General features: G+C 69.1%; 16 protein-coding genes. 2 read left to right on the top strand and 14 right to left on the bottom strand.

What is annotated here, in order from left to right:
- Positions 1-38: 38 nt before the first annotated feature.
- The 3 genes from LZ017_RS21005 to LZ017_RS20995 are packed head-to-tail and all read right to left on the bottom strand — an operon-like array spanning position 39 to position 3,049.
- Entirely contained in the window at positions 39-2,159 is a 2,121-nt protein-coding gene (locus LZ017_RS21005) for a chemotaxis protein CheA (RefSeq protein ID WP_241398890.1), read from the bottom strand.
- A gap of 22 nt (positions 2,160-2,181) precedes the next feature.
- Entirely contained in the window at positions 2,182-2,544 is a 363-nt protein-coding gene (locus LZ017_RS21000; RefSeq protein WP_241398889.1) for a response regulator, read from the bottom strand.
- A gap of 49 nt (positions 2,545-2,593) precedes the next feature.
- A complete protein-coding gene (locus LZ017_RS20995; RefSeq protein WP_241398888.1) occupies positions 2,594-3,049 on the bottom strand; it encodes a hypothetical protein in 456 nt (151 codons plus the stop codon).
- A gap of 269 nt (positions 3,050-3,318) precedes the next feature.
- Between LZ017_RS20995 and LZ017_RS20990 the strand changes: the two genes are divergently transcribed.
- Together LZ017_RS20990 and LZ017_RS20985 are read left to right on the top strand one after the other, a co-directional pair.
- The gene (locus LZ017_RS20990; RefSeq protein WP_241398887.1) at positions 3,319-4,467 is read left to right on the top strand and encodes a histidine kinase; all 1,149 of its coding nucleotides are present in this window, start codon (positions 3,319-3,321) and stop codon (positions 4,465-4,467) included.
- Complete coding sequence (locus LZ017_RS20985; RefSeq protein ID WP_241398886.1) at positions 4,464-5,111, top strand: response regulator transcription factor; 648 nt, start codon at positions 4,464-4,466, stop codon at positions 5,109-5,111. The genes LZ017_RS20990 and LZ017_RS20985 overlap by 4 nt, the downstream gene beginning before the upstream one ends.
- Before the next feature lie 7 nt (positions 5,112-5,118).
- Here LZ017_RS20985 and fliR read toward each other — a convergent pair whose 3' ends face one another.
- From fliR to LZ017_RS20930, 11 genes are all read right to left on the bottom strand, one after another.
- Positions 5,119-5,883, bottom strand: coding sequence for a flagellar biosynthetic protein FliR (gene fliR / locus LZ017_RS20980; protein ID WP_241398885.1), 765 nt, complete (start codon positions 5,881-5,883; stop codon positions 5,119-5,121).
- 2 nt (positions 5,884-5,885) lie between these two features.
- Positions 5,886-6,155, bottom strand: coding sequence for a flagellar biosynthesis protein FliQ (gene fliQ / locus LZ017_RS20975; RefSeq protein ID WP_241398884.1), 270 nt, complete (start codon positions 6,153-6,155; stop codon positions 5,886-5,888).
- A 16-nt stretch (positions 6,156-6,171) separates the two neighbouring features.
- Positions 6,172-6,957: a flagellar type III secretion system pore protein FliP gene (gene fliP / locus LZ017_RS20970; RefSeq protein WP_241398883.1), complete on the bottom strand. Its 786-nt coding sequence runs from the start codon at positions 6,955-6,957 to the stop codon at positions 6,172-6,174.
- Entirely contained in the window at positions 6,947-7,294 is a 348-nt protein-coding gene (gene fliO / locus LZ017_RS20965) for a flagellar biosynthetic protein FliO (protein WP_241398882.1), read from the bottom strand. The genes fliP and fliO overlap by 11 nt, the downstream gene beginning before the upstream one ends.
- A gap of 61 nt (positions 7,295-7,355) precedes the next feature.
- On the bottom strand, positions 7,356-7,802 hold the full coding sequence (gene fliN, locus LZ017_RS20960; RefSeq protein WP_241398881.1) for a flagellar motor switch protein FliN: 447 nt from the start codon (positions 7,800-7,802) through the stop codon (positions 7,356-7,358).
- Positions 7,792-8,796: a flagellar motor switch protein FliM gene (fliM, locus tag LZ017_RS20955; protein ID WP_241398880.1), complete on the bottom strand. Its 1,005-nt coding sequence runs from the start codon at positions 8,794-8,796 to the stop codon at positions 7,792-7,794. Before fliM ends, fliN begins: the two co-directional genes overlap by 11 nt.
- Positions 8,797-8,815: 19 nt before the next feature.
- On the bottom strand, positions 8,816-9,382 hold the full coding sequence (gene fliL, locus LZ017_RS20950) for a flagellar basal body-associated protein FliL (RefSeq protein WP_241398879.1): 567 nt from the start codon (positions 9,380-9,382) through the stop codon (positions 8,816-8,818).
- Between the two features lie 142 nt (positions 9,383-9,524).
- Positions 9,525-10,805, bottom strand: a complete 1,281-nt coding sequence (locus LZ017_RS20945; protein ID WP_241398878.1) for a flagellar hook-length control protein FliK — start codon at positions 10,803-10,805, stop codon at positions 9,525-9,527.
- Positions 10,806-10,819: 14 nt separating this feature from the next.
- Positions 10,820-11,290, bottom strand: coding sequence for a flagellar export protein FliJ (gene fliJ, locus LZ017_RS20940; RefSeq protein WP_241398877.1), 471 nt, complete (start codon positions 11,288-11,290; stop codon positions 10,820-10,822).
- A 33-nt stretch (positions 11,291-11,323) separates the two neighbouring features.
- Positions 11,324-12,748 carry a flagellar protein export ATPase FliI gene (fliI, locus tag LZ017_RS20935; protein WP_241398876.1) on the bottom strand — a complete coding sequence of 475 codons (1,425 nt, stop codon included), beginning with the start codon at positions 12,746-12,748 and terminating at the stop codon, positions 11,324-11,326.
- Positions 12,745-13,524, bottom strand: a complete 780-nt coding sequence (locus LZ017_RS20930) for a FliH/SctL family protein (protein WP_241398875.1) — start codon at positions 13,522-13,524, stop codon at positions 12,745-12,747. Before LZ017_RS20930 ends, fliI begins: the two co-directional genes overlap by 4 nt.
- Between the last annotated feature and the right edge of the window lie 9 nt (positions 13,525-13,533).

The raw sequence follows: 13,533 nt of genomic DNA, 5'->3' as shown, positions 1-13,533 counted from the left end.
ACCAACTTTCTGTGTCTTGAGGGCCCAGCGTGCTGGGATCAGTGCCGGGAGCGGCGCACCAGGCTGCCCACATCCAGGATCAGGGCCACGCGGCCGTCTCCCATGATGGTGGCGCCGGACACGTCCGTGACCTTGCGGTAGTTGGCCTCGAGGTTCTTGACCACCACCTGCTGCTGGCCCAGCAACTCATCCACCAGCAGCGCGACGCGGCCGCCTTCGGCCTCGACGACGACCATGATGGAGCTGACGTGCTCGAAATCGAAGCGCGGCACGTGGAAGACTTGTTCCAGTTCAACCACCGGCATGAATTCGTCGCGCACCTCGACGACGCGGCCGGTGCCGCCCACGGTCTTGATCGTGTCCGCCTGCACCTGGAAGGACTCGACCACCGAGGACAGCGGCAGGATGTACACCTCTTCGCCGACGCCCACGCTCATGCCGTCCATGATGGCCAGCGTCAGCGGCAGGCGCACCGAGACCTTCATGCCATAGCCTTCGGCGGAGTCGATCTCCACCGTGCCGCCCAGCGAGGTGATGTTCTTCTTCACGACGTCCATGCCCACGCCGCGGCCGGACACGTCGGTGACCTGCTCGGCGGTCGAGAAGCCCGGGGCGAAGATCAGGCCCCAGACCTCCTGGTCGGACATGGTGTCGGGCGCGTCGATGCCTTTCTCGCGCGCCTTCTTCAGCAGCTTCTCGCGGTTCAGGCCGCGGCCGTCGTCGCGCACCTCGATGACGATGGAGCCGCCCTGGTGGGAGGCCACCAGCGTGATCGTGCCCTGCTCGGGCTTGCCCTTGGCGAGGCGCTCCGCGGGCAATTCGATGCCGTGGTCGCAGCTGTTGCGCACCAGGTGGGTCAGCGGGTCGGTGATCTTCTCGACCAGCCCCTTGTCCAGCTCGGTGGCCTCGCCCTGCGTGACCAGCTCCACCTTCTTGCCCAGCTTGGCGGCCAGGTCGCGCAGCATGCGCGGGAAGCGGTTGAACACGACCGACATCGGAATCATGCGGATGGACATGACCGATTCCTGCAGGTCGCGCGTGTTGCGCTCCAGGTCGGCCAGGCCCGAGGACAGCTGCTGGTACAGCGCCGGATCCAGGTTGCGGCTGTTCTGCGCCAGCATGGCCTGGGTGATGACCAGTTCGCCGACCAGGTTGATCAGCTGGTCCACCTTCTCGACCGAGACGCGCAGCGTGGACTGGTCCATGCTGGCCGCGCCGGCACGGCCGGCCTCGGCCTTGGCCGGCACCGGCTTGGCGACCGTGGCGACGGGCTTGGGCGCCTCGACCGGCTGGGCCTCGGCGGCCACCTGCACGGGCAGGCCCGGGGCGTCGTCGAAGAAGCCGTAGCCAGGGTCCTTGTTCTCCACCACCGGCGGCGCGCCGGGCGCACCCTCATGGAAGCCATAGCCGGGGCCCAGCGGCAGGATCTTGACCTGCTCGCGCGCGACGTGGAAGGTGAACAGGTCCAGCAGCTCGTTGTCCGAGCTGCTGGTCATGACCTTGAAGCGGCGCATGCCGTCGGCCGAGACGCCGGCATCCAGCGGCTCGATGGTGCCCAGATCGGTGATCTCCTTGAACAGCTCCAGCAGGTTGTCGGCCTGCGCCGGATCGGTCAGCGGGCCGACCTGCAGCTCCAGCAGGCGCACCGAGGTGGTGGGCGCGGCCGGAGCCGGCGCGGGCGCGGCGGCGGCCGGCGCGGGGGCCGGAGCCGCCGCGGCGGGGGCCGCGGCCGGCGAGCCGCCGTCGACGAAGGACTTGATGCGGGCGAGCAGGTCCGTGGTGTCCAGCGCATCGGCGCCGGAGCCCTGGTGGCGCGCCAGCTGGGCGCGCAGCGCGTCGCCGGACTGCAGCAGCACGTCCACCATCGGCGAGGTCGGGCTCAGCTCATGGCGGCGCAGCTTGTCCAGCAGCGTCTCCATCTGGTGCGTCAGCTCGGCCACATCATTGAAGCCGAAGGTCGCGGCGCCCCCCTTGATGGAGTGGGCGCAGCGGAAGATCGCGTTCAATTCCTCGTCGTCCGGCGCCTCGACATTCAGGTTCAGCAGCAGCTGCTCCATGTTGTCCAGGTTCTCGCCGGCTTCCTCGAAGAAGACCTGATAGAACTGGCTAAGGTCGATGCCTGCGCCCAGGTTGGCGCCCTCGGAGCTCATTTCTCCCATGCTGTACTCCTGTCCGACCTTCTCAACGAATGACCTTGCCGATGACCTCGATCAGCTTGGCCGGGTCGAACGGTTTGACCAGCCAGCCGGTGGCGCCCGCGGCGCGGCCGGCCTGCTTCATCTGGTCGCTGGACTCGGTGGTCAGGATCAGGATGGGGGTGGTCTTGAATTTGGGGTTGTCGCGGAGCTTCTTGGTCAGGCTGATGCCATCCATGCGCGGCATGTTCTGATCCGTCAGGATCAGGTCGAAGTCACGCGTCGCCGACTTTTCCCAGGCGTCCTGGCCGTCCACGGCCTCAACCACATTGAATCCCGCATTCTTGAGCGTGAAGGAGACCATCTGGCGCATGGAGGCCGAATCGTCCACAGCGAGAATCGAGTGCATTGTTTTCTCTCCGGATGACATACGGTTTTCGGTTTCGGGCCGAAATTCTTTAGAACAACTCGATGGAGCCGGCGTCCATCTCGTCCTGGGTGACCGGGTTGGGTCGGATAGGCGCAGTTTCGACGACGGCGGCCCCGTCCTCGTCATCGCCGAAGGTGTCCCGGGCCAATTGATCGGCACAATTGCGCAGTCTTTGGCTGGTATGCGCGATCAGCTGGTTGGACATGTCCTGGAACTGCAGGGCGGTGATCGCGCCGGCCAGGTGCAGCATCAGGGTCTGCAGGCGCTGCCGGTCCTGCTCGCTGGCGCTGGGCATCAACTGTTCCACCAGCCCCGAGGCGCTGAAGAAATGCGCGGACAGCGACTCCCCGGCGTCGTCCAGCAGCCGCTGCAGACGTTCGAGATCGTTGGTGACCGTCATCAGATGGTCCTGCAGTTCCGCTGCTGCGAGCAGTGGCGACATGCCGGGGCCCGGGTCTTGGATGGACTCTTGTACTTGCATCATGGCTCCACGCTGATGGGGCCCCGCCGCGCCACCTGGCTGGCGCATGGGGGGCATGGCTGATCGGCGTCAATACCCGGCATCTTCGGTAATTCTGTGTCCCCTGTCGACAGGACTATGTGGGCAATCCCCGCGCTATTCACGGATTCGTTGGGCAAAGCCGCTGGCTGCTTCAGGGTTATCCCGATTCATGTTGGTCATTGTGCAGGGCCGATTCGGCGCCGCGCCCAGTCCGGCCGGAAAGCTGAGACAAACTTGGCATACTCGCGGCCATGTCCATCGCCCCTGTTGCCGAGCGCCGACTGCGCCTGCTGCATGTCGAAGATTCCGACCTCGACCATCAGCTCATCCTTGCCCAGCTGCAACGCGCCGGTCTCGAGTTCGAATGCAGGCGCGTCGACTCACTGGCCGACATCGAACGAGCCTTGCTGGAGCCCTGGGACGCCATCATCTCCGACTACAACCTGCCCGGCTTCTCCGGCCTGGTGGTGCTGGACCGGCTCAAGCAGGAACGGCGGCTGGTGCCCTTCGTGCTGGTGTCCGGCGAGATCGGCGAGGACACGGCCGTCGCGGCCATGCGCACCGGCGCGTCGGACTACCTGCTGAAAAACAACCTGGCGCGGCTGGCGCCGGCACTGCTGCACGCGATCGAATCGGCCGAGGCGCAGCGCGCCCGCGAGGAGGCCGACCGCGAGCTGCTCAAGTCCAAGCAGCAACTGCACGAGCTGGCCGGCCATCTGCAGACCAGCGTGGAGATGGAACGCGCCGCGATCGCGCGGGAAATCCACGACGATGTGGGTGGTTCCTTGACGGCGATCAAGTTCGACCTCGCGTGGATGGCGCGCCACAGCCAGGACCCGGTGATCCTGCAGCGCGTGCAGTCGGCGCTGGAGACGGTCTCCAGCGCGATCGAGGCCAGCCAGCGCATCATGCACAACCTGCGTCCGGCCATCCTGGAGCAGGGGCTGGTGGCGGCCGTGCAGTGGATGGCGGCGCGCTTCGAGCGCCGCACCGGCATCACGACCACGGTGCGTACCGGCAGCGAGCCCGTGCAGCTGCCGGCCGGCGTGCCGCTGGTGGCCTACCGCACCGCGCAGGAGGCGCTGACCAATGTCTCCAAGCATGCCGGCGCCAGCCGCGTGGACATCGAACTGAGCGTGGATGGCGGCGTGCTGACCCTGGAGGTCAAGGACAACGGCCAGGGCCTGGCCCCCGGCGCGCTGGGCAAGGCGCGCAGCTTCGGCATCCGCGGTCTGCACGAGCGCGCGGCCACCGTGGGCGGCTGGGTGGACCTCAGCAGCGGTCCGCGTGGCACCAGCCTCATTCTGTCCGTCCCCTTGCGCGCGGTGATCGCCGCCGACGAGGATGACGAACCGGTCTTCGAACCGGAACATGACCCATCCGCCTGGGGCGAAGCATGATCAAGGTGATTCTTTGTGATGACCACGCGCTGATCCGCCGCGGCATCCGCGACACGCTGGCCGACGCGCCGGACATCGAGGTGGTCGGCGAGGCCGGCGACTACGGCGAGCTGCGCAGCCTGATGCGCACGCTGGGCCCGGAGCCCGGCTGCGACGTGCTGGTGCTGGACATCAACATGCCCGGGCGCAGCGGCCTGGATGTGCTGCACGTCCTCAAGGACGAGGGCGCGTCGGTGCGTGTGCTGATCGTTTCCATGTACCCCGAGGACCAGTACGCGATCCGCGCGCTGCGCGCCGGCGCCTTCGGCTATGTGAACAAGGGCGGCGATCCGCAGCTGCTGGTGCAGGCGGTGCGCACCGTGGCCCAGGGGCGCAAGTACGTGACGCCCGAGATCGCGCAGATGCTGGTCGAGAGCCTCACCGCGCCGACGCAGGAGCAGGCGCACCAGAAGCTGTCCGACCGCGAGCTGCAGACCCTGGTGATGATCGCGTCGGGCAAGCGTCTGTCCGACATCGCCGAGGAGCTGACGCTGAGCCCCAAGACCGTCAGCGTCTACCGCGCCCGCGTGCTGGAGAAGCTGGGGCTGTCCAACAACTCCGAGCTGACCGTCTACGCGATCCGCAACGGGCTGGTGCAGGGCTAGCCTGGGGCTAGCCGAACACCGCCAGCAGCCGCTCCAGCGCCACCATGAAGGGCTGCTGCATCAGCGGCAGCGTCGCGGTCAGGCCCAGCAGGCCCACGCTGACGGTGAGCGGGAAGCCCACCGAGAACACATTGAGCTGCGGCGCCACGCGCGAGATCACGCCCAGCACCAGGTTCACGAACATCAGCATCGTGATCAGCGGCAGCGCGATCCACAGCCCGATGCGGAAGATCTCGGCGCCCCAGGTCTGCGGCTGGGCCACGCGCAGGAAGCGGAAGGGCTCCTCGCCGACCGGGAAGGCGTGGAAGCTCTGCGCCAGCGCGTCGATCAGCAGCAGGTGGCCGTTGATCGCGATGAACAGAAAGGCCACCATGCTGCCGAAGAAGCGGCTGCTGGCCGTGCCCTGGCTGCCGGTCGCGGGGTCGAAGAAGCCGGCGAAGTTCAGGCCCATCTGCAGGCCGATCAGCTCGCCGGCGAACTCCAGCGCAGCGAACACCAGGCGCACCGCGAAGCCCATGCACAGCCCGATCAGCAGCTGCTGGCCCACCAGGCCCAGCAGCAGCGGCGGCGCATCCAGCGGCAGCGGCGGGATGGGCGGCAGCGAGGGCTGCATGGCCAGCGCGACGAACAGCGACAGCCCCACGCGCACGCGCATGGGCATGTTGCGCTGGCTGAACACCGGCATGCCGGCGAACAGCGCCAGCGTGCGCACGAAGGGCCATAGCAGCGGGTTCAGCCACGCCAGCAGCTGAGCCTCGGTGACGCCGAACAAGGTCAGCCCACCGCGGACGGAATGGCCTGCAGCGTGCGCTGGATGTACTCGACCAGCGTGGTCATCATCCAGGGCCCTGCCACCGCCATCACCAGCACCGCCGCGACGATCTTGGGCACGAAGGACAGCGTGGCCTCGTTGATCTGCGTCGCGGCCTGGAACACGCTCACCACCACGCCGACCAGCAGCACCGTCAGCAGCACCGGCGCGGCGACCAGCATCAGCATGTACAGGCCCTGCTGGCCGAAGGTGAAGACCTGTTGAGCATCCATGCGCGCTCCTCGAAAGCTATTGGGCGAAGCTGGCCGCCAGCGAACCCAGCAGCAGGTTCCAGCCGTCCGCCAGCACAAACAGCATCAGCTTGAAGGGCAGGGCCACCAGCACCGGCGACAGCATCATCATGCCCAGGCTCATCAGCACGCTGGAGACGATCATGTCGATCACCAGGAAGGGGATGAAGATCATGAAGGCGATCTGGAAGGCCGTCTTCAGTTCGCTGGTGACGAAGGCCGGCACCAGCACCTTGAAGGGCACGGCCTCGGGCTTGGTGGCCGGGTCCAGCTTGGCGAGCTTGGCGAACAGCGCGACGTCGGACTGGCGCGTCTGCTTGAGCATGAAGCCGCGCATCGGCACTTCGGCACGGCGCAGCGCCTCGTCGAAGGCGATCTGGCCGCTGGAATAGGGCTGCCAGGCCTCGGCGTACACCTTGTCCAGCGTCGGGCTCATCACGAAGAAGGTGAGGAACAGCGACAGGCCCACGATCACCTGGTTGGGCGGCGCGGCCTGCGTGCCCAGCGCCTGGCGCAGCAGCGACAGCACGATGACGATGCGCGTGAAGCCCGTCATCATCAGCAGCACCGCGGGCAGAAAGCCCAGCGCGGTGAAGAACAGCAGGGTCTGGATGGGCACCGAGTAGCTGTTGCCGCCGGCGCCCTGGCCAATCACCAGCGGCAGCGTGGCCGGCGCCGGCGCGCTCTGCGCCAGCGCGGCGGCGGAGCCGGCCGCGAGCAGCGTCAGCGCGGCGATGCGCAACAGCGCGCGGGCGCTTGCGCCGCGGCCCGGTTCAGCGCGCATCGGGGCCCTCCGTGTGGCCGCCCAGGCGGCTCTTGAGCAGCTGCGCGAAGGCCGGCTGGGCCACCGCCGTGGCCACGTCGGGCTGCGGCGGCATCACATGCAGGGTGCGGATCTGCTGCGCCGTGACGCCCAGTACCAGCCACTGGCGGTCGGCGTCCTGGCCCACCTCGACGATGAGCAGGCGCTGGCCCGGCCCCAGCGGCAACTGGGCCACGCTGCGCAGCTGGCCCGCCGCGGCGGCGCCGCCCAGCGGGCTGCGCTTGAGCAGCCACAGCGCCAGCGGGATCAGCGCCAGGATCGCGAAGAACCAGAGCAGGGGGGCGAGGGAGGTGTTCATGGGGCGAGATTGTCGCCGCTGCGCGAGCGGCGCCTGGTCAGGCCCCCGGTGCCGCCGGGGGTCAGGACTTGCTGAGGCGGCGCATGCGCTCCGACGGCGTGACGATGTCGGTCAGGCGGATGCCGAACTTGTCGTTGACCACCACCACCTCGCCCTGGGCGATCAGGTAGCCGTTGACCAGCACGTCCATGGGCTCGCCGGCCAGCGCGTCGAGCTCCACCACCGAGCCCTGCGCCAGCTGCAGGATGTTTTTGATCGGGATGCGGGTGCGGCCGAGTTCAACCGTGAGCTGGACGGGGATGTCCAGGATCATGTTGATGTCGCTGCCCGGCATGTTGGTGGGCGTGGGCGAGAAGTTGGTGAAGGCGGCCGGCGCCACCTGCTCCGCGGCGGGCTGGACCTCTTCGGCCACGTTGCTGGGCGCGGTATCGCCCTTGGCCTCGGCCAGGGCTGCGGCCCATTCGGCCGCCATTGCGTCCTGTTCGTCCATGGGGGTGTCAGCCGACATTGCGTGCTCCCAGCCAGCCCGAGTCCGGGCCGGTCAGCATCTTGTCTACCTTGAGGGCGTACTTGCCGTTGGACGTGCCGTAGTGGCAGTCGAACACCGGCACGCCGTCGATCTTGGCCTTGATCAGTTGTTCGAGGTCCAGCTCGATGAAGTCGCCGGGCTTGAAGGCCAGCAGCTGCTCCACCGTCGCCGGCGCATGGCCCAGCTCGGCCACCAGCTCGACCTCGGCCGACTGGATCTGGTGCTTGAGCAGGTTGACCCAGCGCCGGTCCGGCTCCGCGGAGTCGCCCTGCGTGGTGCTGTACAGCACGTCGCGGATGGGTTCCAGCGTGGAGTAGGGGATGCAGAAGTACACCGTGCCGCTGGTTTCGCCGATCTCCAGCGTGAACGAGGTCGCGACGACGATCTCACTGGGCGTGGCGATGTTGGCGAACTGGGGCTGCATCTCCGAGCGCTGGTATTCCAGCTCCAGCGGATAGATGCCCTTCCAGGCCTTCATGTATTCGGTGGTGATGACCTCGACCAGGCGCAGGATCACGCGCTGCTCGGTTGCGGAGAAGTCGCGCCCCTCGATGCGGGTGTGGAACTTGCCGATGCCGCCGAACAGCGAGTCGATCACCGCGAACACCAGGGTCGGGTCGCAGACGATCAGCCCCGAGCCGCGCAGCGGCTTCACCGAGACGATGTTGAAGTTGGTCGGGACGACGATCTCGCGCAGGAAGGCGCTGTACTTCTGCACCTTGATGCCGCCGATCGCGACCTCGGGGCTCTTGCGGATGAAGTTGAACAGGCCGACGCGGATGTTGCGGGCGAAGCGCTCGTTGATGATTTCCATCGTGGGCATGCGCCCACGCACGATGCGTTCCTGGCTCGCGAGGTTGTACTCGCGGATGCCGCCCTGCTGGACCTCCTCGGCCTCCAGCTTCTGGCTCTCGCCGGTGATGCCCTGCAACAGGGCATCGACTTCGTCTTGCGACAGGATCTGCTGATTCATCGCGGTCTCCCGGTCGGGATTACTGGACGATGAAGGTGGAGAACAGCACCTGGGTCACAGGGCTGTCGGGGGCGCGGCGCTTCTTTTTCTTCTTCTTGGGCGCGTCCGCGTCCTCTTCCTCGTCGTCCAGCTCGACGCCCATGGGGCGCACCGATTCGCGGCGGATTTCACGCGCCAGCTTTTCCTTGCCTTCCTGGGTGAGCAGGTCGGCCGAGGTCTTGTGCGACAGCACCATCAGCACGTTGTTGCGGATGGCGGGCATGTAGGCCTTGATCTGGTCGGCCACCTTGGGGTCGGCGACCTCCAGCGTGACGCCGATCTGGGCATAGCGGTCCACTTCCTTGTCGGCCAGGTTGACCGTGAAGGGGTCCAGCGGGACGAAGGTGGGCGGGGTTCCGGCCTTGACCGTGGCATGCGCGGCCGGGGCCTCGGCCTCCTCGCCGTCCTCGGCATGTGACTTCTTCTTCATCAACAGCAGCGCGGCCACGCCGACCAGCACCAGGACCAGCACGGCCACGATGATGAGGATCAGTTTCTTTTTGCCGCCGCCGCCGGCGGCGGGGGCTTCTGCGGCTGCACCAGCCATGGGAACTCCTTGTCCTGCGCAGGCAAGGCGGACCTCGCCTTCCATGCCCTCATTATTGGACCGCCGCGACCTGCCTCAAGCATGGAATAGCAGGGAAAAGGCGTCGGACTTCGCGCCCGCCACCGTTCACTGCGGTTCAGGTTCAGGCATACAGGTCCAGCACGCCACGCGGACGGGCCCGCGGCAGCGGGGCGCTCAGGGCCTGTGCGCCGGGGTCGGCGGCGCCGGACGGGCCGGTCGCTCCCGCGGCGGAGCGTTCCTGCGTGCCCGCCTGCTCGCGGGCCTGGCCGCCGGCGTTCTGGCCGAACACGCCGCCCCCGCTGAGCGTCAGGCCCTGGCCCTGTAGCGCTGCGGCGAGTTCGGGCAGGCCGCGCTCCAGCGCGTCGCGGGTCTGTGCCTGGTCGGCGACGAAATTCACCTGGGCCAGTGTGCCGTCCAGCTGGATTTGCACCGCCACCGGCCCCATCTCGGGCGGGTTGAGCTGCAGTTGGGCCTGTTGGATGCCGTCCTTGATCAGCAGGCTCAGCGACGCCGCCACCTCCGGCGCGAACTGATCGCTGTGCAGCGGATGGGCCATCTGCAGCTCGCGCTGCGGGGTGTTGGCCGCCCCGTGGGCGTGCGTGGCGGGCTGCTGGGCCTGGGTCGCCTGGGCCAGTTGAGCCTGGAAGCTGCCGGGCGCGGCTTCGCCGGCACCCTTGGCGGCCGGAGCCGCCTGTTCGGACGCGGCGGTGCCGGATGCGGCGGCGGCGCCTTCATGCGTGGCCTTGTCGGCGTCGGCGCGCTGCGTGCCCCGGGTCGCACCGGCGTCATCGGCGGCCGCGCGAGCCTGGCGTTCGCCCGTGCGCTGCGTGGCCGAATCGTCGCCAGCGTCGCCGATGGCGGACGTCTTGCGGCCGCCCGTGGCGTCGCCCTGCGGGGTGGCGGTGTCGCCATCCGCACGCGGTTCGGGCCGTGCGCGGGCCGTCTCGCCGCCCAGTTGGGCCAGCACCTCGCGGGCCAGGGGGCTGTCCGGCGCGGTGGCGTCGTCCTTGTCGCGCTCGCCGCTCTTGCCGGCGCTGTCTTCGCCGTGGGCGCCGTCCGTCGCCGTGGCTTCGGCGCTCTGCGGCTTCGACGCCGCGGCCGATGAGGCCTTGGCCTCTTGCGGCGCGGCGGGCGCCGTGGCCGGGCGCGATGGCGACTTGGGCGCGGCATTCTGCGCCGTGCGGTTTTCCGGCGCCGTGTTCTGATGCGGCGCCGCGGGCGCTGCACTCCGCACGGGCGGCGGCGGCGGGGCTGTACGCGCGGCTGGCGCCGGCGCTGGCGCCGCGCTGCGCAGCATCTGCGCGAAGCCGTTGTCGGGCGGGCTCAGGGCCTCGCTGCGGCGCGGATGGGCACTGGCCGACCCGGTGGCGGCGGCGGTGATCAGGGGCGGGCTGGCATTCATCGCGTGCACACCCCTCAGGCCACCAGGCGGGTCAGCGGGTTCATCGCCAGCAGCGCGGCGCGCGCGGCCTGCTCGTCGGTGGCCTTTTGTTCCTGGCGCAGTTGCTTGCGCAGCGCCTCGCCGCGGCGGCGCTCGATCAGCTTGCGCACCGAGGCCACGCGCAGCTCGCGTTCGCGCAGGCGCTCGCGGGCGCCTTCCAGGCGCTGGTCGGCAAAGCTGGCCACATGCTGCTGCTGTTGGATCGCCTGGTCCAGGCGCAGCCCGAAGTTCTGATAGCAGCCCAGGATCTGGGTCGTGGTGCGCTGGGCAAACTGCTGGGTCCAGCGCTGCTGGTATTCCCCGCGGTATTGGGACAGCTGATCGTGCTGCGAGCGCGCGGCCTGGGCGCGCGACTGGGCGTCCTGGAGCTGGCGCAGCGCTTCGTCGCGTTCGGCTTCGGCGCGCTCCAACAGCACTTGGAGGGTCTGCAGGGATTGGTTGATCATGGGCTCACCTCATGTTCGTGTTATCGGCAGCGTTCAGGCGAAATTGACCACTGCAGCAAGCTGGTTGATGCTGTCGCCCAGGCTGGCCGGCTGGTGCATGTCCTGCTGCAGCAGGCGCACCATGTCCGGATGCAGGCGCACGGCCAGGTCCAGCTCCGGGTCGCTGCCCGGGCTGTAGGCGCCCAGCTGGATCAGGTCGCGGGCCTTGTTGTATTTGGCGAGCAGCTGGCGGAAGCGCCGCGCCTGCTCGACATGGCGCTGCGACGCGACGTTGGTCATCACCCGCGAGATCGAGCGTTCTACGTCGATCGCCGGGTAATGGCCGGCTTCGGCCAGATCGCGCGAGAGCACGATGTGGCCATCCAGGATGCCGCGCGCCGCGTCGGCGATCGGGTCCTGCTGGTCGTCGCCCTCGGACAGCACGGTGTAGAAGGCGGTGATGGAGCCTTCGCCGGCCAGGCCGTTGCCGCTGCGCTCGACCAGTTGGGGCAGCTTGGCGAAGCAGCTGGGCGGATAGCCCTTGGTGGCCGGCGGCTCGCCGATGGCCAGCGCGATCTCGCGTTGCGCCATCGCGTAGCGGGTCAGCGAGTCCATCAGCAGCAGCACATGCTGGCCGCGGTCGCGGAAGTGCTCGGCGATCGCGGTGGCGTAGCTGGCGCCCTGCATGCGCAGCAGCGGCGGCGCGTCGGCCGGCGCGGCGACGACGACCGAGCGTTGCAGGCCATCCTCGCCGAGGATGTCTTCGATGAATTCCTTCACTTCGCGGCCGCGCTCGCCGATCAGCCCGACGACGATCACGTCCGCCTGGGTGTAGCGCGCCATCATGCCCAGCAGCACCGATTTGCCGACGCCGGTGCCGGCGAACAGGCCCAGGCGCTGGCCGCGGCCCACGGTGAGCATGGCGTTGATCGCGCGCACGCCGGTGTCCAGCGGGGTGCGCACCGGGTCGCGGTCCATGGCGTTGATCGGGCGGCGCACCATGGGCTCGCCATGCACCAGCTCCAGCGGGCCCCGGCGGTCCAGCGGCTGGCCCTGCGGGTCGACGACGCGGCCCAGCAGGCCGTCGCCCATGGGCAGGTGCAGGCCGCGGTCCTCATCGCGCCGCCAGGGGTGGCGCGCCTGGCCCAGCTGCGGCCCGTGCAGCGCGGCCGGGCGCGGCAGCACCATCGCGCCGCTGGCCAGGCCGTGCACCTCGTCGGTGGGCATCAGGTAGGCGCGGTCGCCCGAGAAGCCCACCACCTCGGCCTGCACCGGGCGCTGGCCGCGGCGCGGGTTGGCGGCGGAGGAGGGCATGTGGATCTCGCAGACCGAGCCCACCGGCACCTTGACGCCGGTGGCCTCCAGCACCAGGCCGGCGACGCGCACCAGCTTGCCCTGGGGCTCCAGGCCGACCGGGTTGGCGGCGAAGGACTCCAGGTCGTCCAGGTATTGCTGCCAGCGGCCCAGGCGAGTGTTCATGCGTCGGCTCCGGTGGGCGGCTCGGCGGCGCCGTTGCCACGGCGGTCTTCCCACAGCGAGGCCTGGCCGATCGCGGCCATGGCCTGCTGCCAGCGCGCCGGCAGCGTCGCGTCGACGCTGCAGATGTCGGCGTCGACCTTGCAGCCGCCGCGCGCGACGGTGGGGTCGGGCAGGACCTGGGCCTCGCGGGCACGCAGTTCCTCGCCGGCGCCGTCCAGCACCAGCGGCAGGTCCTCGGGGTTGACGCGCACGCGCACATGGCGCGCATTGATGAGCAAGGCCTCGACGGCCTGGTGAGCGACGTCGGCGATCAGCTCGGGGCGCTGCACCAGTTCGCCGCGCACCACCTGGCGCGCCAGTTCCACGGCGCTGCGCGCCAGCGCGTCGGCCATCTGCTGCTCCAGCGCGTCGAACTCCGCGTCGAAGCTCTGCACCAGCGCGCCGAGCTGGGCGCTGATCTGCTTGGCAAAGCTCTGCTTGAAAGCGTCCAGCGCCGCCATGCCGTCGCGGTAGCCGTCCTGGTAGCCGGCTTGGCGGGCCTGGTGCATCAGCTCGTCCAGGTCCGGTTCGGGCTCGGGCGGCGGGGCCGGAGGCTGAGGGGGCATCGGGGCGCTGACCGGCGGGCGCTGCGGCGGCGGGCCGCCCAGGTCGCCCGGGTTCCAGGCCGAAAAGCCCTGCAGCTCCTCGCGCGGAATGAAGCGGCTGTAGTGGCTGGTGCGCTGCTCGCCATCGGGGCGTTGCGGCGGCGGCACCTGACGGGGCGGGCGTGTGACCATGGTCGCTGT

This window comes from Pelomonas sp. CA6 (assembly GCF_022549225.1).
GTDB lineage: Bacteria > Pseudomonadota > Gammaproteobacteria > Burkholderiales > Burkholderiaceae_C > Roseateles.
Note: the sequence above shows the minus strand (reverse complement) of the source record. Positions and strands in the feature narration are given on the sequence as shown.